The organism is Pseudoalteromonas sp. MSK9-3, assembly GCF_003590335.1.
Lineage (GTDB): Bacteria > Pseudomonadota > Gammaproteobacteria > Enterobacterales > Alteromonadaceae > Pseudoalteromonas.
In genome coordinates, this window is record NZ_MIET01000055.1 from 1 (window position 1) to 19238 (window position 19238).

Genomic DNA, 19238 nt, shown 5'->3' on the forward strand with positions numbered 1-19238 from the left:
TAATTCATGGTGGAAACATTTGATGTAACCCAGCTCCTAGGATAGATTGTTCACGCAGTCGTGATTGTTTTGTGGACCCTGAATCAAGTTCAGGGAGACGAAGGTGTAAAATTTGCTATATTCGCGGCATTAAGCCTCGCCAACGCGTGAAGTTCCGCATAATTCGTCTTTCTGACGAAGGTCAGAATCCAGTGTTTTAAAGTGTTGGCCTACACTGTTGAGCTTAATCTGTGCAGGTAACATTTGATGTAACCCAGCTCCTAGGATGGATTGTTCACGCAGTCGTGGCTGATTTGTGGACCCTGAATCAAGTTCAGGGAGACGAAAATAGTTAAGCAACGACCGATGTGACCCAGCTTCAAGGATGGATTATTCACGCAGTTGTGGTGTTTTGTGGACCCTGAATCAAGTTCAGGGAGACGAAAATAGTTAAGCAACGACCGATGTGACCCAGCTTCAAGGATAGATTGTTCATGCAGTCGTGACTGTTTTGTGGACCCTGAATCAAGTTCAGGGAGACGGAAATAACCGATGTAATCCAGCTTCAAGGATGGATTGTCCACGCAGTCGTGGCTGATTTGTGGACCCTGAACCAAGTTCAGGAAGACGAGTTTTTTTTGATTTCAATGGTAAAAATGCAGATCTCGTTGATGCTGTGGTTAAGAGCATTAATTCATATCCCCTCTTGAAAAACGATAATGTGTGGAATAAATTTGTTTTATAGATATACCGAATAAAGGGAAATTTATAATGAAAACTGGGTTTGTTTTTAAATGCTTATCGTGTGTTGCCTTGATAGTCAGCTGTCAAAGCTTTGCTCAACAACACAAATTATTACCGCATGATGGCAAAGCGGGTGATAATTTTGCTTTTAGTGTGGCAATTGATGGGACTACGGCGTTAGTTGGCTCACACAAAGCCGATGCTAAAAATAAGGAAGACTCGGGGGCTGCTTATATTTATGGTCTTAGCGCTGCGGGGTGGCAACAGCAGGCAAAGTTGGTCGCCACGCCTGCTTACGCTCATGATACGTTAGGTGGCAATGTGGCGCTGAAAAACGACATGGCTATGTTAGGGGTGATCAAACGAGATGATAAAGGCGAAGACGCCGGTGCGGTATTTGCTTTTGAAAGAGGAGCCAATGCTTGGTCACAAAAACAAATCCTCACAGCGAACGATGGCAAAGCGGGCGATGCATTTGGCCAGAGTATTGCGCTAACAGAGCGCTTTTTGGTGATTGGTGCCCCTCACAGTGACGCGCCATATAAAGATTCAGGTTCTGCTTATGTTTATATTCGAGATAAAAAAGCATGGCGCTTTCACAGCAAATTGACAGCAAAAGATGGTGCTGAAGATGATTTGTTTGGCATCAGTGTGGCGATTGACGGCAATACTATTTTGGTTGGCGCTGATTTGCATGATGAAATTGCAAAAGAAGCGGGGGCTGTCTATGCGTATGTATTTGATGGCAAAAAGTGGCAACACCAAGCGAAGCTGATGGCTAAAGATGGTGCTCAAACCGATATTTTTGGGGTGAGAGTATCGCTTGTTGGTGATACTGCGCTTATTTCTGCCAGAAGAGACGATATAGCCGGTGTGGGTGTTGATGCAGGATCTGCTTATATATTTGAAAGAGCACAAGGTCGCTGGGCTCAAGTGCAAAAGTTAGTTGCCCCAGATGGTAAAGCAGATGACAGGTTTGCTCGTGGTGTAGCCCTTAACAAAGATACGGCTGTAATTAGTGCGATGCACCATGACGCCAAGGGTAATAATGCAGGTGCGCTTTACGTGTTTAAAAAACAACAGGGGTTATGGCGTTATAGCTCAAAAATTGTGGCTCACGATGGCACAGCAGAAGACCGCTTTGGGTGGAATATTGCGCTGACAGATCATGCTGCCATTGTCGCGGTGCCGCATCGTGATGAGCGCGGAGCGCAGTCAGGTGCTGCGTATGTGGTAGAGTTACCAGACTAAGTTTGTTTGTGTGTCGTAACAATAAAAGTTTATACAGTGTAAAGAAAAGCATGCCTCTATGGCATGCAACTGACGCAGTTAATATACGGGTAAATGTGTGAGGGATCCTAGCTGTTTACTCGTGTATATACTGGTCTTTGCTGCGTTGTTTTGACGATCGCAAAGTTGATAATGTGTTCTTTACAGTCTTTTTCTTCTTCTAATCACACTTGCTAGGTTAACACGACCTTATTTTTTTGATCACGCCTATTTTGTTAATGGTATAAATTATACAAAGTGTCATACCCACGTAATGCGCATGATTTAGCTTTAATTGTGTGACTGTCTACTCACTTGCTGAGCCTGATCATGGCTCTATGGGAAATAACATGCCGACCAGCGGTATGGAGTGAGATACAGGAGAACATTCAACTTAAATCTAACAATTAAAAGAAAGGGATCAGCGTATGATCACACTTAAGCAATGCCGAGCGATCGGTTTAGTCATTGTCGGTGTTTTATCTGGCTTATTGTCAGGTCAAGCATTGGCTGAAAGCTACGTGTATTTAACCAATAATACCATGGAAACCTTGACGCTGAATACGCAGCAAACTGGGCACGACAATATTCGTCATGGCGATCAGTGGCAACAATTGGCTGCTGAAGTGCCACCATTAAGTACGGTTAAGTTTTTGCGTTTTAATCGCGATCAAGGCATTAAGTGGGGAAAAGAGTATATTTTTACAACGTCGGTTAATGGTGCGTCACAGCCGGTTTATTTAAAGCAAAGATTACTCGGCACTATGACATTTAGCAAGATGTGGCTCAGTGGTCAGGATGAACCATGGCACTATGATCGCGACATCCATCGTGTGCCTTTAGACAACCAGCAACAAATTTTGGCATTTAAATCTTCTTCAGCCAGAGCCTCAGGTGATGATATTCACTATGTGATCCACGATACATTTAATAAATCAGAAAAGTCTCAATATTCTAACGAGTTAAATGTACTGACTTACAATACGTGGGCATTATTGCCACCGCTTGCCTCTAAAAATACCGGTGATCGATTAGATACTATCGCTGAGTATGTGACCCATTATGATGTGGTGGTCTTTCAAGAAGTGTTCGACCCCATTTTAACAGCGAAATTCAGAGCAAAGGTTGCTCAGACTTACCCGTATATGACACAAATCCCATGGCAAGTGGGTAAAATATTGACCGGGGGGTCATTTATTGCGAGCCGCTGGCCTATCGAAGCTCAAGACGCCGTCGTGTATGACGCGTGTCGAGCAGACGGGTGTTTGGCTGGTAAGGGAATGAATTATGCAAAAATACGAAAAGGCAGTAATGCGTATCATATTTTTGGGACTCACACACATGCCTACACCAGTGAACAAGATGTCGCAGTGCGTTTTGCGCAATTGGCGCAGTTAAAGCGTTTTGTTGAAAACAAGCAGATCCCGTACGAAGAGCCAGTGATTATGGCGGGTGACTTTAACGTAGATAAAATTAACTACCCGCAAGAGCATTTGGCCTTTTTGGCATTGTTGAATGCCACAGAGCCTGAGGCCACAGGGACTTATCCGTATTCATATGCTGGCCCAGTTAATATTTATGCTGATGAAGCGTTTAATGAATACTTAGATTATGTTTTATATAGTAATGATCATCTTGCGCCTTACACCTCAGAAAATAACATGCTGACGCCGCGCAGTATCGATAGTCAGCATTGGCAAAGCTGGGATTTATCTGATCACTATCCTGTAGAAGGGCGCTTTGCGTTTCCATTGGCACCTGAATACATGCCTTATTAAACAAGCTACACAGCAGATCGTTGAGTAACAATTAGGGCCTCTGAATTGAGGCTCTAATGCCTATTAATAAGGTGTTTCTGCTGTTTTTTGGCACATGCTAGTCTTTTCGTTTAGTTCACTGGACTTCCCAGACTTTGCTTTATTTAAAATAGCAAAGCGATTGTCGCGCTACTTTTTACTGTCATTCTGTTCGTGAATACAAAGTACTTTTATGATCACATAACAAATAAAAGGCTATAATACCGATTAAATGTTATGTTATAACAATATGGTTTTGGGTTGTTTTTAAGTAATGTGGGTGAGTAATATGGAAGCAAGTAAATCATTGCCTGAATTGGCGCTAGAGCAAAAAATTCTCAACGCACCAGAGGACGACTATATGAATGCGGAGCAATTAGCATTCTTTAAGCAACGGCTTATAGACTTACACGATGAGACAAGGGCGCATATTCGTGAGGCAAAAGCACAAATGTTGAATAAGCCAGATGTGACGGATCCGAGTGATAAAGCAACGTGGGAAGAGCAGTGTAGTTTGTTAATTCGCATTGTGGAACGTGAGCAAAGATTATTACCAAAAATTCAGCAATCGTTAGAGCGTATTCGCCTAGATACTTATGGCTATTGTGAAGAGTCGGGTGAGCCAATCGGGATCCCACGACTACTGGCAAGGCCGACCACCGAATACTGTGTTGATGTTAAAGCGGTACTTGAAATGAAAGAGCATCTGCGCCAAGAATAACTGGCCGTGAGGCAGACTAAATAATCGCTACGATTATTCGTCGCTTCTCATTTAGTCTGGTTCTGAGTCTATGTATCAATGAGGACATGTAAAATGTGTGTAATCGGCAGTTTTTTCACGTTATAAATTGGCGAGTATTTGGCGTTACATCCGTTTTGCAAAAGTCATTATCCAATTGGTTTGCCAAGTTGCGCCGTTATCTTTGGAAAAAGCTTGCTCCCACCTTGGCGTATTGGGGTTGGTTGAGAACCAGGTAAAGCGGACTTTAACAGGTACACCCTTGATCACTTCATCGGCAAAAAATTCGCCAATACCTTGCTTAAATTGACCCACCACTGGCACATCTAGGGTGTTTGGAGATCGGCCATCTAACCACCATATAGACCAATTCTGCGACATTGAATCATAACTTCGCAGGGCGATAGCGCGGTAGGGAGATGTAGGTAATTGGAGTTGAACATCTTCAATATTACCGAATCCTCCCAGCGTTTTTTGTACAGAAGATGTGCCTGTAAATTCAATCCATTCATCACATTCGGTTAAAAAGCAGGTGAGTCGACGGTGCTTTACGCTCCAGTCTCCAATAATAAAGTCAAAGTCTTTTGGGGTGTTGCATTCATAGTTGGTGAGCATGAGTATTCCACGAGTATTGTTAGTTTAAATGTTGTTGCTATTTGGCTGTACAGTTCTGTGAAACAGCGCTGGGTGATACTATAAAAGCCATATAGGGCGAAATACGTCCTATATAAAAAGCATGTTTGAAAAAAATGGACAGTCGATATGGCGCAACCAACTACGCGTATTTTAGCGGTACTCGAATTACTACAAAATTATGGCCGCTTAAGTGGCGCTGAGATATCAGCAAAATTGGGGTTAGAGCGGCGCACAGTGCGCCGTTACATTATGGCTTTGGAAGAGTTGGGTATTCCTATTATGACGGAGCGTGGCCGATATGGTGGTTACACGCTTATACCTGGGTTTAAATTACAGCCTTTGATGTTTGACGAAAGTGAAGCCATGGCTTTGGCTGTTGGTTTATTGGCAACAAAACAAACAGGGCTGATCCCCACCGCCTGCGCTAGTGCATCAGCGCAAGCCAAACTAGAACGTGTCATGCCACACGGTTTAAAGCATAAAGTGCGTGCGCTCTCTGATTCTGCGCACCTCGCTCTGCCTACTTCCCAAGATAACTGGGAGGTAAAAAATGAGGTATTGCTGACACTCAGTATGGCAGTGTCACAGCAACAGCGAGTATTAATAAGGTATGTGGCCGCTAACCAACATAGTAGTACCCGTGATGTGGCGGTTTATGGCGTGGCATATTATTTAGGCGCTTGGTATATGGCTGGTTTTTGTTATTTAAGGCAAGAGATCAGAACCTTTAGAGTAGACCGAATATCCGAGGTAAATAGTGTGAATATCTCGTTTGAGCGACCGGCCGATTTTGATGTGCTCAGCCATTTACAACACACCATTGCCACTTTACCCCGTGAGTTTACAGTGAAAGTGTTATTGCAAACCACATTGGACACCGCATTGTTATACATAGACCCAACCATAGGCGTATTGGCGCAAGTTGACGAAGGCATAATGCTAAATCACCAGTGTAGTGATCTGCCTTGGTTTGCTAGACAGTTGGCATTCTGGCCCTTTGATTTTGTGGTACATCAGCCAAATGAATTGCTATTAGAGCTAAAAAAAGTCTCAGAGCGGTTGAATAAAGGGTGTGAACAGCGCCGCAATTTAGCGCAGAAATAAAAGAGGTGCTAGGTCTGTTTAGGGGGTATAATAAGCCTGTTTTATCTATACTTTCAACGCTTTTAGCCCATATTTACGGTATTTATTCACTATTTAACCAAATAAACGACCATGAACATTTCAGAGATAATACTAACCAAATTGCACAAAAATGCGCTAAACTCGCCGGCTACTTTTTTAGCATTGAGCCGACCCCTTTATGACTTTAGCCGCTTCGCCTAGTAATTTTACCGATCTTGGCCTTATTTCTCCTTTATTAGCACGACTAGCTGAGTTGGATTATGCCAGTCCAACGCCTATTCAAGCACAGGCGATTGGCAAGATACTGGCTGGGCGAGATCTTATTGCGGGGGCGAACACGGGCTCAGGTAAAACAGCGGCATTTGCATTGCCAATGTTACAGCAGTTATCAGAGCAGGGCTCTGCGCACCGTGATAAAGGCAACTTTGTGGCTGGGTTGGTGTTAGTGCCTACGCGTGAGCTGGCGACACAAGTTGCAGACAGTATCAAATCGTATGCGGCACACTTGAATGGCGCAATTAAAACCACCGTGGTATTTGGTGGCGTGTCGGTTAATAAGCAAATGCAAAACTTGCGTGGTGGCAGTGATATTGTGGTGGCAACACCAGGGCGCTTGTTGGATTTAATCGCCAGTAATGCCATAAAGCTTGATCATGTGCGCACCCTTGTATTGGATGAAGCTGATCGCATGTTAGGCCTGGGGTTTGCTGAAGAGCTGTCTCAATTATTGGCGTTGATGCCAAGTACCAAGCAAACATTGTTGTTTTCGGCGACATTTCCTGAACAAGTAACCGCTTTAACCGATAAGTTATTGAACAACCCGGTTGAAATACAAGTACAAAGCCGTGATGCCAGTACGGTGATACAGCGCGTATTTACCGTCAACCCTGGGCAAAAAACGGCATTGTTAGCGCATTTAATTGAGCAACATCAATGGCGACAGGCGCTGATTTTTGTTAATGCTAAAAACCACTGTGAGCATTTGGCGCAGAAGCTTGAAAAACGCGGCATTAGCGCCCAAGTCTTTCATGGTGACAAAGGCCAAGCGGCACGAACACGCACCATGGACGCATTTAAATCAGGAAAAATCGATGTATTGATCGCCACCGATATTGCGGCGCGAGGCATTGATATTGCCAAACTGCCTGTGGTTATTAACTTTAATTTACCCAGAAGCCCAGCCGATTATATGCACCGCATTGGTCGAAGTGGTCGAGCTGGAGAAGTGGGATTAGCCTTATCTTTGATTGATCATGATGATTATCATCACTTTAAAATCATTGAAAAGAAAAACAAAATTCGTCTTGAACGTGAACAAGTCGCGGGCTTTGAGGCGGATGATGTTAATCCTGAACCGGCAGCAGAAAAGCCGATGGCTAAGCCTGAAGGCACGGGTAAGAAAAAACGTAAGAAGCAAATTGACCCAGATGATGAAGTTTGGACAGGATGGAAAACACGTTCTTAAGGCTTGCTCTTAAGAGCCGTAATTAAGACAAACAATGTATTATGGGGGCATCGCCCCCAGTTGACATAACGTCACCTAATCTCACCTTTTGTGACCCGTACTTGTAATCGCACACGTCTTCACTAAACGCTCCGTAAAGTAAACGTATACCTAAAAACTCAGCGTGTACTCTAAGCAAACTGCGTATTTTGCCACGGCATATTTCGCGCGATCATATTGCTGTTTTTTTATAATTAAAAGTTAAATTTAAGTTAATTTTATGTTTTTAATTTGGTGTTTTAAGCGTTACACTGTTTTGAGTTTTTATTTATTTAACGGTTCAAAAGGAGGATGAAAGATGGGTAACGCAATTATTAGAAAGTGGAGTGAGCAAACCTATCCGGGCTTTGATGCACTGAAAAGTTATATTGAGTCATGTGATGTCATTAGCTACAAAAACGATGAAGTGAATAGAAGCGACAGCGATAGCTGCATTTGGTTTAGAGATGCATCGAGTGGTCGCAGCCAAGCTGATATGGAGTATGTTTTAAATACCCCTAAGTTCCGACACTTTCATAATTTGATGCCCGCAGGGACCGATCCGGTTGTTGCATTTTGCCAATTAATGGTGCTCCAGTATCGTACTAGATTAAAGTTGGCGAATGAGTCTGGCACGTACTTAATTAACTTCCATGTATGGCATGATGTATTTGCTAACAAAAACGAAGCACAGCTGTCTCAGCAGGTGAATTTTAATTATTCATCGAGTAATAAAGGTAACTTTAGCGCGATCGTGTGTTTATAGCTTAAATAATAGAAGGCTAAAAATGAATACATAAGTATTGTTTAGCGGGCTATTTCACCGAGCAGGTATAATGTAATAAGAAGGTACTTTGGCCTTTTTATTACATCCTGCTCAGCCATCAGGTTATGTTAAAGCGTATAAGGGGAGGCAGGTTATAAAAGCTGAATTTTTTCTAATTGCTTTTCAATGGCAGCTTGATTAAACCCTCTAATTAAACCGTCGGAAATCAAAATGACGGGTAATCCTTTGCCTTTTAGTGCTTCAAATTCTTTTAGTGCAATTGGGTCTTTCTCAATATCGACTTGTATATAATTAATTTCAAGCTTATCTAAAAGCGAGGTTGTTTTTTTACAAAATGGGCACCAATCGGTGATGTATATTTTGACAGGGCTGTTGGCACTAACACCGAACTCAGAGTAATCCCCTTTTTCAATTTGATATGCCGCGCTGATAGACTGTACAGCGGCAATACCATATTTTCCAATGAATACACCTAGGGTTGCAGTTACGATGAAAATCAGAATATATTTTATTATATTCATTAATCTACCTTATTTATGTTCGCTAATATAAGCGATATTGTAATATCGCTTATTGGAAGAATATTACTTACATTCTTGCATACATTGATTTTTAATTGTTGAGCAATTGCGGCCTGCACCCAATCCACCCATTTGGCAAACATATGATTGATAACCACAGTAGTTTGACAATGAACCAAAGTCTTGCCAGTTACAGCCATGGGTATACCAGCTACCTGCAGAGGCTGTTACAGAAATACCCATCCCCATAGCGACGCCCATAACCGCCATTACGATTTTCTTATTCATATTTATATCCTTTTATATTTTATTGTTGAGTGTGTATAAATACCACCCAGAAAAAATGTATGGGAATATGTCTTTTGTGTCAATAAAAGGTAACAAGGAAGTGGTTGATTAAATTTAATACAGTGGGTGTTGGTGGAAATTAGCCTGTCAACGTGAAAAAAATTAATTAAAAAGTTGATTTATAACGCGGTAATTTATTAATAATGAGATTAAAACGAGGTGACAACATATGTGCTGAATGAAGTTATTGGTTAATTATATGGGGAAAGATAATAAAAAGCTTGCAGTGTTTTAAGGTCCAACCCGCAAGCCGTGAAATACAGAATAGTCGATAAATCTTAACGATAGAACGCTTCAACCGAGCCTTTAACCGTTAAGAGTAGAGGTTGGCCACGACGATCTAGCGCTTTAGGAGAAGCCACTTTGATCCAGCCCTCACTGATGCAGTACTCTTCAACATCAAAGCGCTCTTTACCATTAATTTTAATGCCAATATCGTGCTTAAACACTTCTTCATCGTGAAAACGGCTGCGTGGATTGATTGAAAGGCGATCTGGTAGTGCTGGTTGTGATGTAGTGTCGTTCATAACATAACTTCTTGTGAGTAAAATATGTGCCATTGTAGGCAATCGTTGTTTGATGCTCAAGCGTGTTGCAATAAATATAAATAACTTGATGCTAAAAATGAATGCCTAAGCTGTGTTGGAGAATTCGTTTACAGAACATCGCTTAGAATGCGTCGTGAAAAAGGCATGATATGTTTGCTTTTATAGCACACTTTATACGAACAATTACGGTGTTTAAGAAGGCACCTTGTCACCACTTTTGCGCCGAAATTAAGCGAAATGATAGCGATGCGTTCTTTAGCTGTTACCACTCAATAGTAGATAAATAAATAGCTGTGTGTATTGCGGCAAGAAGTTGGGTAGAAAAATCGCGATTTTTGGTTTGTGTTACTACACTGTTTACACAACAGTAATAATTGGTCGTGTAGTTTATGAAAAGATTAAGTATTGGCAACCGAATTTATGCGATGGGTATAGCGCAGTTATGTTTATTACTCATTGTGAGTGGGTTGTCTTTGGTGCAAATGGCAAAGATTGGTAAGGAGCTAATAGATATTGCTGAAGAAGATATTCCACTCACGCGATACTTAACACAACTCACCGAACATCAATTAGAGCAAGCAATTTTATTTGAGCGTGCGTTGCTCTATAAGTCACTTACCGATCAGGGCAATCAAAAGTTTGCGCCTAAGCTCACTACTGTTTTGGGTGAAATATCGGTGCTCAGTGAAAAAATCACAAAAGAGCTCTCATTTGCTACGTCTTTTGCTGCAGAGGCAATCACAAAAGCACATTCAGATTCTGCTAGGCAAGAGTTTACCAAAGTAACGAAACAATTACGGGTCATAGATGGGCATTACGCCAGCGCGAATTCGCATATGATGAGTGTGCTAAATAAGCTGTCTTCTAGCCAGCTTGTACCGCTGATGGACGAAGTGGTGAAGGTGGAGCAAGAAGAAGATGGCTTGAAAAATGAACTGATTGCTTTGCTGGATGACATTCAGTCTTATACCCAAGAAGCATCATTGCAAGCTGAGCATGATGAGCAAGCAGCAATTGTATGGATTGCGGTAACTTCTGCTGTGGCGGTTGGGTTTGCTTTGTTTATATCATTTGTGATTGGTCGTTCGATAACTACGCCGATAAATGAACTTATTGTTAGATTGAAAGCCGTGGCTAATGGAGACGGGGACTTAACGGTTAAGCTAGATGAGTCGGCCAGAGATGAAACCGGTACTATGGCCCGCGAGTTTAATAAATTTATTGGTAATTTGCGCCATATCATTGCCAGTACGAATAACATTGTGAAGAGCCTCGGAGAGTCATCAGAATTAGCCACACAGGTCGTTGGCCAAACCCAGCAAAACGTGCTTGCACAAAAAGATCAAACGGAGATGGTGGCTTCGGCTATTTATCAAATGACAACAACCACACAAGATGTGTCTAAAAGTACGGCGAACGCAGCAGAAGCAACGCAAAATGTACGAAACAAGGTGGCATCAAGCAAAGCAATTGCTTCTGAAACAAATAATATCATTGAAAATCTTGTGGAAGAAATGAACGAAGCATCGAGTGATATTACGTCGTTAGTGGAAGAAACCAACAACATAAGCACGGTACTTGAGTCGATTCAGAGTATTTCTGAGCAAACAAACTTACTGGCACTTAATGCCGCCATTGAGGCGGCTCGAGCGGGAGAAACAGGGCGAGGGTTTGCGGTTGTAGCTGATGAGGTAAGAACGCTTGCAAGCCGCACACAAGGTTCAACGGCGGATATTCAAGACTTATTGGCACGCTTAAAAACAGAGGCCAATAAAGTGGTTGTGAGCATGGCAAAAGGCACAGAAAGTGCCAGTGCTTGTTTAGGGAAAAGCCGAGAGACCCGCAGCACATTAGATGAAGCGGCTCAATCGATAGACCTAATTAATGATTTAAACACACAAATTGCGACAGCAACTGAAGAGCAATCAGTGGTCGCGGTCGATATTGATAAGAGTGTGACCAACATCAATGATCTTGCCAGTGAAACCGCTGAAGGGGCGAGTGAAACCTCCAATGCAAACCAAAACATAGCCCAACGAGTCGTTGATTTACATGCAAACTTTGATCGCTTTGTGACTTAAGCATTAAGCTATCGCTTCTTTATATTAAGCCTGCGTAATCAATGTGCTATATGAAGAAGTCAGTATTACTGAGCCTTACTAGAATCATCTTTTAGTAAGGCTTTTTTAGTTGGTGAGCATAACGTTTTGTTAAACGTGAGGATAATGGGGAGAGTACAGGTAAGTCATATGGTGATGAGACAAGTGCACCACCATCTTGCCCCAAAATGATGGCTCGTTTGTTTGAGGTGTTTGTAATGATTATTTATTGCAGTGTAGCTGTGCATGACTCAGTGCTAATGTTGTATGAATATTACTTAAGCGACGTCAGATGATGGCGGGTATGATGGTTTGCGAAGTATATACGCCAGCACTATAACTTCGATAGTTGCCACGAGTGCGAGTACCCAGATTGCTGGTTGGCTGTAGCATAAAATAATAAAGCCCAGCGACATGCCAATACCTGCGCCCCATTTGCCTTTGGGGGGCACGACTTGGTGTTGTTGCCACATTTGCAAACTTGGTCCAAAACGGGGATGGGTCAATAGCCAGTTGGCAAAGCGAGGTGATGAACGGGTAAAACAGGCTAATGCCAGAATAAAAAAAATGGTTGTGGGCATAACAGGGAGCACGATGCCAATAAAGCCCAGCGCAACGAAAATAATGCCAATCAAATGTAGCCAAAAACATCGGTTGAAAATACGACTGAAACTATTCTTCATACCTATGACCCTGTAATACCGCCCTTTTTAAGCTTATCACAGGGTCAATTAAATGCGAGTTTTTGTATTTAACCTCAGCTCTTGATAAGTGAATTTACCCAATAAAGCTAATTTTCTCACTCTCGGCGTTGCTTTCATTTGTAATAGCCCGCTATGACTGCATAAAAGCGCCTTGATATTGAGCAAAATATCATCATTAGATTGTAGTTAAGTTTGTTTTAAAAACATTTTCTATTCCAAAACCCTTATCCAAACCTGAGGTTATTTAGATAAACGCTTTAAACGGTTGGTCAACTGGGGTTTGGGCTAAGTGATTCACATAGTTACTCATAACTTTTTGTGCCAAACCTAGAATGATATCGAGCAAATGTTGTTGCGTATATCCAACAGCAAAAAACTGCTGCTGATCTTGTTCACTGATCTGTCCTCTATTTCGCACTAATAACAAAGTAATGGTACGTAAGGTTTCTAGCTTTTCGGTTGGCAGCGCCGTGTGATTGCGCAGCGAGTGCGTTAAGGCATCGTCAATGCCCATCGATTTCGCAATGGCGCTATGTGCGGGGACACAGTAATGACAGTTATGCTCAATATTAATAGTTTGCCATACCACGGTTTTTTCTTCGTCGTTAAAAGCGCTATTAAGAAATAAACTGTGTAAGGTTTGATAGGCCTGCAAGTGAGGGGCAGACTCGGCCATAACAGCGTGTAAATTTGGCAGCATACCAAACGTATTGATTGAGTCTTGTAACAAAGGTTTACTTGGTTCAGGTGCACTTTCTAAAGTGTGAAGGGTAAATTGAGTCATGTGGAAATACCTTTTATTGGTTAACTTATATACCACACTAGCGTTATTTGAATGATTATTCAAATAAGGTTTGGCTATATTGAGTGCATAAATAGACTAGCAGTTGATGAAATTTTTTTAATTGAGAGTCGGTCGCACAGAAACCCTTGTGCGACCGTAATATCTGGCGCTAACTAATGTGTATTACTAAAAATAGTAGCCAATATTGATGTTAAAACGTCGCTCAGTGTCGGTGCTATCTCCAGCGATAGAACCACCAACGAAAGGTTGGTTTTTGGCATGTACTAAATCAAAGTAAGTAAACAACCCTCCGGCAGCAACAGACACGCCGGTCACATTCATCCAAGTGTCTTCACTGGCGTCTGATTTGTCATAAATAATGCCAAAGTCATTGTAAAATTGCAGTCCGGTTATTGCGCCCCATTTTACGGGGAGACTGTAAGCAATGTTGGCACTCGAGGTGGTGGCTTGCGCTGCAATACTGTCGTAAAACGCATATGCTCCAACGGCCATACGATCTGCACCGTCAATATCATGATCGTATTCACCGTGCTGTAGTTGCAGGTTCCAAGGTCCAATATTGCTGTTTAAATGTAGTGCCCACGCGAGACTGTCCCCGACACGCTCAGTGCCGTCATGTAATCCACCAATTTGCCCAGAAAATCCAACTTCTGTAGAGCCGCCAGCATGTTGGATATGATATCCATAGCGCGCAGCAAAAGTATTGTATTCACCAATTGATTTAGTTGGGGTATCGTAAATACCTTCAGAGCCTTGGCGATAGCCAACAACGTCATATGAATAGCGATCTGCCCGGTCATCAACGTAGCCGTCAACACCACCTAGTTCATCATTTTTAAAGAAGCCGAGGTCTAACTGCCAATTGTCAGTTAATTTACGTTGAAATAATACGCCTAAGTCATGATCGTCTTCTAAGCCAATATAATAATTGGTACTAAAAAAGTAGTTATGAGAATTGTACGGCCAATTACCAAAAGGGACTTTGGTGATCCCCGCTTGCACTTGCCAGTCCTCTGCAAAGTTATAGGCAGCGTAAGCATATTTTACCGCGGTCATGTAATCAAAGAAGCGTATTTCAGCGTTTAGTGCAACGTCGCCGATATCACCAGAAAAGTTGATACGGAGCAGATCAAAATCAAAATCACCACCGCGATTTTTATTGCCGTCATTATAAGATGTATGACTGTAGTTGGTTCTAACCGCGCCACCTACTTTAACGCCTGACGTGGCGCTTGGTTGGGGTTGTTTCGCTTTTATTGCTTCTTCTTCAATTCTTTGTATTTGCTGCTGTAGTTTTGCTAGTTGTTGTTTTAATTGGGCTAATTCGTCATTATTCGCCAAAGTTGGCAGTGAGAGTAGTCCTGTAGCTAGGGCGAGCGCAGTGCATTTTAACATGGTTATTATTCAATGAAGTTGTCAATGGTAGTGCTATTAGGGTAGACCATTTCGTATATGGATTCTAATAACATATTTGTAATATTTGATTCTCAAGTAATTTTTTGTTGTGGCTTAAGTTATTTGGAGGGGTCTCGTTGTTAGCGTTTAAGATCACATAGGGCGTTATTTAGATGTCATATAAAGCGGGTAGTTTAGTGAAAGAAGACACATTGTATGCGCTATATCAAAGGTACCCGTGAAAAGTGGTTATAGAGTGATCATACACTCGTTCGGGAGAGTATGTTTACAGTCAGGTATATGAAGATGCTTCATATTCGCGGTTATTTATTTACTCAGTACGCGTAAATTAGGTAACCTAGCTCATGAATTTCAACACTTAAATAAGGTGAAGTATGGATCTTTCAGCATCAGTGTCTATCCAGCGTACCGAGAGCGGCCTTGAGTATATACAAGTCGATAGCGCGTTGTGTCATGGTAAGGTTTTTTTACAAGGGGCGCAGCTAACGGAGTTTACGCCTAAAGGCCAAGATAATTTGATCTGGGTGTCAGCTGATGAAGATTACGTAGAAGGAAAAGCCGTGCGCGGTGGGATCCCTATTTGCTGGCCTTGGTTTGGTGTGCATAGCGACGCTGATTGGCCTATCCATGGTGTTGCTAGAAAGTTGGTTTGGCGTGCAGAGGAAGTGATTGAACATGACACACATATTGAAGTGCGTTTATCGCTTCCGATGACGTTGGTTGATGAGACGTATTGGCCACACCAGTCAAAATTAGAAGTGACTTTTGTGTTTGGAGAAAGTATTGAAGTACGCTTAACCAACACCAATTTAGGGCAACAAGCCTTTACGCTCACTCAGGCTTTACATACTTATTTTCCAACCTCAGACATCAGTGAAACATCTGTAGAAGGGTTGCAAGGGTCGCAGTATATTGAATTTGGCGAAGGGCCTTTTGCACAAAACGACGTGGTGCATTTTGCCCGAGAAACTGACATGGTGTACACCCAAGCCCCCGCAATACAAGTGATAAACACACCAAAAGGCCGCATAGAAGTTGCGCGAGAAAATTCACAGTCATGCGTACTATGGAATCCGTGGATAGAAAAGTCGCAGCGTTTAAGTAACTTTAAAGATGATGAGTACTTGTCGATGCTATGTTTAGAGGCGGCCAATGTGATGGATGATGCCATTACGGTGCAGCCCGGAGAAAGTCACACTTTGACCACGCGTCTGCGTTGGATCTAATACCCATTTCATTTTGATTATCGTATTCTTGTAGAGAATCATTTACTGCAAGGATACGATATGTCTGTGCTCATTATTGATGACAACCCTGAAGTACGTTTAAGTGCGGTCTATTTATTGGAAGATCACGGCTATTCGGTGCTTGAAGCCGACACCCCCGAGTGTGCAAAACAACTGTTATCAGTAAAATCCATTCAGTTAATTCTGTTAGATATGAATTTTAGCCGAGATACCACTTCAGGTGAGGAAGGGTTAGCATTTTTACGTTGGCTGAGTATACATTACCCTGATAGAGCAGTGATATGTTTGACTGGCTGGTCGAGTGTAAACCTTGCTGTTGAAGCGATGCAATTGGGAGCGTGCGATTTCATAGAAAAGCCTTGGCAAAATGAAAGCTTATTGGCGTCGATTGTTGATCAGTTCAAACTGATGTCAAAACAAAAAGACAATGCGTCTAAGCCGGAGAGTGAGCCACATACTGATGCGCCGTATCAATGGCAAAGTCAATGTATGAAAGCCCTAGAACAGCAATTACAAAAAGTAGCATCTACCAATGCGACTATCTTGCTTACGGGCCCAAGTGGGGTTGGAAAAAGCCATATAGCGCAGTCGGTACATCAATTGTCAGCACGTCGGACAGGGCCTTGGGTGAGCGTAAATATGGGCTCATTAAGTAGCAGCCTGTTTGAAAGTGAAATGTTTGGCCACGTGAAGGGGGCGTTTACTGACGCTAAATCAGCGCGTGAAGGTCGCTTTGCCATGGCGCGACAAGGGACGTTGTTCTTAGATGAAATTGGTACGTTGGACATATCGTTGCAAGCTAAGTTGCTGAGAGTACTTGAATCTGGAGAGTATGAGCAAGTGGGCAGCAGTGTGACCGAGCAAACGGATATTCGACTTATTTGTGCCAGTAATATTGATTTTGACCGAGCAATGGCGCAAGCAGCATTTAGGACTGACTTATTTTACCGTATTAATACGTTTAATTTCTCGGTGCCTCGTTTTTATGATCGACGAGATGATATCCTCCCATTTGCACAGTATATGTTAGCTGTCCATGCGCAGCGCTACGGGCTGCCCGTGAAATTATTGGCTGAGTGTGCGAAAACCAAATTACGGCATTACACTTGGCCTGGCAATGTGCGTGAAGTGAGTCATGTTATGGAACGCGCTTTGTTATTAAGTGAACAACCCGCAATTAAAGCCACAGATTGCCAACTGCGATTAGTCGACCCTCAACTAGAGCACACTGTAAACGAGGCGAAGACGTTAGCAGATATTGAAAAAAGCCATATCGTGTTCATCTTAAATCAGTGTGATGGTCATATTGGTGATGCGGCACAACGGTTAGGGCTCACTAAGTCGTCATTATATCGGCGTATTGAAAAGTATGGTCTTAAAGATCATGGCTAATTTTGAGCAACGACAAGCCCGTTATATTGGCTTACTTAGCCTTGGCATACTCATTTTATTGATGATCAGTTTATGGCAACTTGGTTTATCACCAGTTTGGCTGGTGGTGAGTTGTTTATTATTCGCTATCGTATTGTTGCTTGGGTACCGACGTCAAAAAATACAGCTGATGCAGGTATTGGCACGAGCCAACTGGCAACTAGAAGCGATTTTTGCAGAAGACTTTAATCAACAAATTAAGGCCCAGTATGAAAGCGGCGAGGTGGCGCTTTTTGAACAGCAGTTAGTAGCACTCAGTGAGCATTTACACCGTCATAAAAGCCGCTATAACAGTCAAATTTTTATTATCTATCAGTTGATAGACAAACTCGATATGCCCGTAATGGTTTTTGATCAGGACCACTCGTTAAGCTATTCAAATAATGCGTTTGAGCATTTGTACCACCAACCTTGGCAAACGATGAAAGGAGCGTCACTCGACACGTTACAATTAACTTGTAAAAATGACCTCTGGCAATTTACTAATCGTAATTTAGCGCGGCATTGGCAGTTACATAGTAGTGAATTTAAAGAGCGTGAAGGGCAATATGTACTATTAATTGCATCGAATATACGGCAACGGTTAAGAGAGAATGAATTGCAGGCATGGCAGCAGTTGATCAGAGTTATAAGTCATGAAATTAATAATTCTCTGACACCTGTTAGCTCATTGGCCCAAAGCTTAAGTGGTAAAATGACGGTACATAGAGACAGCCAAGCATTACATGTTATAAAGCAGCGTTGCGAGCATTTACAGTCGTTTGTCGGACGATATGCTAAGGCAAGTGAACACTTGGAGGTGTCGCCAAGTGTGATAGCACTACAGCCTGTTTTTGACCATGTTATGCAGCTTTTCCCAGAGCAACGCTTTAAACTAGACTGTCGGGCACCTCGGTGTATGGCAGATCAACAACTATTGCAGCAAGTTTTGATTAATGTGTGTAAAAATGCCATTGAATCTCAACAGCAGCCACACACTGATATAGTATTATCAAGTGCTTACTCTCAAGAAAAAGTGGTTATTTCAATCCGTGACTATGGGGCTGGATTTGCGAACTTAGATAATGTTTTTACGCCATTTTATACTACAAAACATACGGGGCAAGGAATTGGCCTAACACTGAGCCGAAATATTATTGAACAACATAACGGTGAACTCTTATTAGAAAACACCGTACAAGGTGCGCGAGTAACGATTATATTACCCATACCAGTTGATAATAATTCTCATTAGCATATAATGAAGTTGAAAAGGAGGTTAATATGTTAGTGATACTGTGTTTGTTAGCGTTATTATTAGTGGTAGCTGTTCTTATCAATGTGAAGGCAAGTAACACATTCAGCCGTTGGTTACATCGTGTTGGTGTGTGGTGTGCCGCATCCTTATTGGCATCCGCTATGTATTATGCAGGCCTGAGCGCCTTACTTGCTATGTGTGTGTTAATTATTTCTGCAGGCATATTGAGTTTGTTTGTGTCGTTAGCGAATCCTGTTGCTAATCCAAGTTAATACCTAATCTATATTAATGTTCATGATACACCGAGAAAAGTAGGCAAAGTTT

The 19238-nt window shown here is 42.2% G+C and carries 18 protein-coding genes; 11 read left to right on the forward strand and 7 right to left on the reverse strand.

Annotated elements, in window-relative coordinates; translation table 11 throughout:
• Positions 1-750: 750 nt before the first annotated feature.
• The 3 genes from BGP78_RS20185 (at position 751) to BGP78_RS20195 (ending at position 4509) form a co-directional block, all read left to right on the forward strand.
• Positions 751-1974, forward strand: coding sequence for an FG-GAP repeat protein (locus tag BGP78_RS20185; protein ID WP_119863085.1), 1224 nt, complete (start codon positions 751-753; stop codon positions 1972-1974).
• 446 nt (positions 1975-2420) lie between these two features.
• On the forward strand, positions 2421-3770 hold the full coding sequence (locus BGP78_RS20190) for a sphingomyelin phosphodiesterase (RefSeq protein WP_119863086.1): 1350 nt from the start codon (positions 2421-2423) through the stop codon (positions 3768-3770).
• 307 nt (positions 3771-4077) lie between these two features.
• Positions 4078-4509, forward strand: a complete 432-nt coding sequence (locus BGP78_RS20195) for a TraR/DksA C4-type zinc finger protein (RefSeq protein WP_119863087.1) — start codon at positions 4078-4080, stop codon at positions 4507-4509.
• Positions 4510-4653: 144 nt separating this feature from the next.
• Here BGP78_RS20195 and BGP78_RS20200 read toward each other — a convergent pair whose 3' ends face one another.
• Positions 4654-5142 (reverse strand): DUF1579 domain-containing protein, encoded by a 489-nt coding sequence (locus BGP78_RS20200; RefSeq protein ID WP_119863088.1) that lies wholly within the window; start codon positions 5140-5142, stop codon positions 4654-4656.
• A gap of 147 nt (positions 5143-5289) precedes the next feature.
• Between BGP78_RS20200 and BGP78_RS20205 the strand changes: the two genes are divergently transcribed.
• The 3 genes from BGP78_RS20205 to BGP78_RS20220 all read left to right on the forward strand — a co-directional run bounded on the left by BGP78_RS20205 (position 5290) and on the right by BGP78_RS20220 (position 8537).
• Complete coding sequence (locus BGP78_RS20205; RefSeq protein ID WP_119863089.1) at positions 5290-6267, forward strand: YafY family protein; 978 nt, start codon at positions 5290-5292, stop codon at positions 6265-6267.
• A 199-nt stretch (positions 6268-6466) separates the two neighbouring features.
• Entirely contained in the window at positions 6467-7753 is a 1287-nt protein-coding gene (locus tag BGP78_RS20215) for a DEAD/DEAH box helicase (protein WP_119863091.1), read from the forward strand.
• Between the two features lie 337 nt (positions 7754-8090).
• Positions 8091-8537 carry a hypothetical protein gene (locus BGP78_RS20220; protein ID WP_119863092.1) on the forward strand — a complete coding sequence of 149 codons (447 nt, stop codon included), beginning with the start codon at positions 8091-8093 and terminating at the stop codon, positions 8535-8537.
• A gap of 152 nt (positions 8538-8689) precedes the next feature.
• On the opposite strand, the gene BGP78_RS20225 is transcribed toward BGP78_RS20220, so the two are convergent.
• The 3 genes from BGP78_RS20225 to BGP78_RS20235 all read right to left on the reverse strand — a co-directional run bounded on the left by BGP78_RS20225 (position 8690) and on the right by BGP78_RS20235 (position 9954).
• Positions 8690-9079 (reverse strand): glutaredoxin family protein, encoded by a 390-nt coding sequence (locus tag BGP78_RS20225; protein WP_119863093.1) that lies wholly within the window; start codon positions 9077-9079, stop codon positions 8690-8692.
• Positions 9080-9142: 63 nt separating this feature from the next.
• Positions 9143-9367, reverse strand: a complete 225-nt coding sequence (locus tag BGP78_RS20230; protein ID WP_119863094.1) for a hypothetical protein — start codon at positions 9365-9367, stop codon at positions 9143-9145.
• A gap of 338 nt (positions 9368-9705) precedes the next feature.
• Positions 9706-9954 (reverse strand): DUF3297 family protein, encoded by a 249-nt coding sequence (locus tag BGP78_RS20235; RefSeq protein ID WP_119863095.1) that lies wholly within the window; start codon positions 9952-9954, stop codon positions 9706-9708.
• Positions 9955-10364: 410 nt separating this feature from the next.
• Between BGP78_RS20235 and BGP78_RS20240 the strand changes: the two genes are divergently transcribed.
• Complete coding sequence (locus tag BGP78_RS20240) at positions 10365-12056, forward strand: methyl-accepting chemotaxis protein (protein ID WP_119863096.1); 1692 nt, start codon at positions 10365-10367, stop codon at positions 12054-12056.
• 296 nt (positions 12057-12352) lie between these two features.
• Here BGP78_RS20240 and BGP78_RS20245 read toward each other — a convergent pair whose 3' ends face one another.
• From BGP78_RS20245 to BGP78_RS20255, 3 genes are all read right to left on the reverse strand, one after another.
• Positions 12353-12757 (reverse strand): YbaN family protein, encoded by a 405-nt coding sequence (locus BGP78_RS20245; RefSeq protein WP_119863097.1) that lies wholly within the window; start codon positions 12755-12757, stop codon positions 12353-12355.
• 265 nt (positions 12758-13022) lie between these two features.
• The gene (locus BGP78_RS20250) at positions 13023-13562 is read right to left on the reverse strand and encodes a carboxymuconolactone decarboxylase family protein (protein WP_119863098.1); all 540 of its coding nucleotides are present in this window, start codon (positions 13560-13562) and stop codon (positions 13023-13025) included.
• A 186-nt stretch (positions 13563-13748) separates the two neighbouring features.
• Entirely contained in the window at positions 13749-14978 is a 1230-nt protein-coding gene (locus tag BGP78_RS20255; protein ID WP_119863099.1) for a porin, read from the reverse strand.
• A 395-nt stretch (positions 14979-15373) separates the two neighbouring features.
• Here BGP78_RS20255 and BGP78_RS20260 point away from each other — a divergent pair, with 395 nt between their 5' ends.
• The 4 genes from BGP78_RS20260 to BGP78_RS20275 are packed head-to-tail and all read left to right on the forward strand — an operon-like array spanning position 15374 to position 19186.
• On the forward strand, positions 15374-16225 hold the full coding sequence (locus tag BGP78_RS20260; RefSeq protein WP_119863100.1) for a D-hexose-6-phosphate mutarotase: 852 nt from the start codon (positions 15374-15376) through the stop codon (positions 16223-16225).
• A 60-nt stretch (positions 16226-16285) separates the two neighbouring features.
• Positions 16286-17638 (forward strand): sigma-54 dependent transcriptional regulator, encoded by a 1353-nt coding sequence (locus tag BGP78_RS20265; RefSeq protein ID WP_119863101.1) that lies wholly within the window; start codon positions 16286-16288, stop codon positions 17636-17638.
• Positions 17631-18911 (forward strand): PAS domain-containing sensor histidine kinase, encoded by a 1281-nt coding sequence (locus BGP78_RS20270; RefSeq protein ID WP_182912343.1) that lies wholly within the window; start codon positions 17631-17633, stop codon positions 18909-18911. The genes BGP78_RS20265 and BGP78_RS20270 overlap by 8 nt, the downstream gene beginning before the upstream one ends.
• A 29-nt stretch (positions 18912-18940) precedes the next feature.
• Positions 18941-19186 carry a hypothetical protein gene (locus BGP78_RS20275; protein WP_119863103.1) on the forward strand — a complete coding sequence of 82 codons (246 nt, stop codon included), beginning with the start codon at positions 18941-18943 and terminating at the stop codon, positions 19184-19186.
• Positions 19187-19238: the final 52 nt, after the last annotated feature.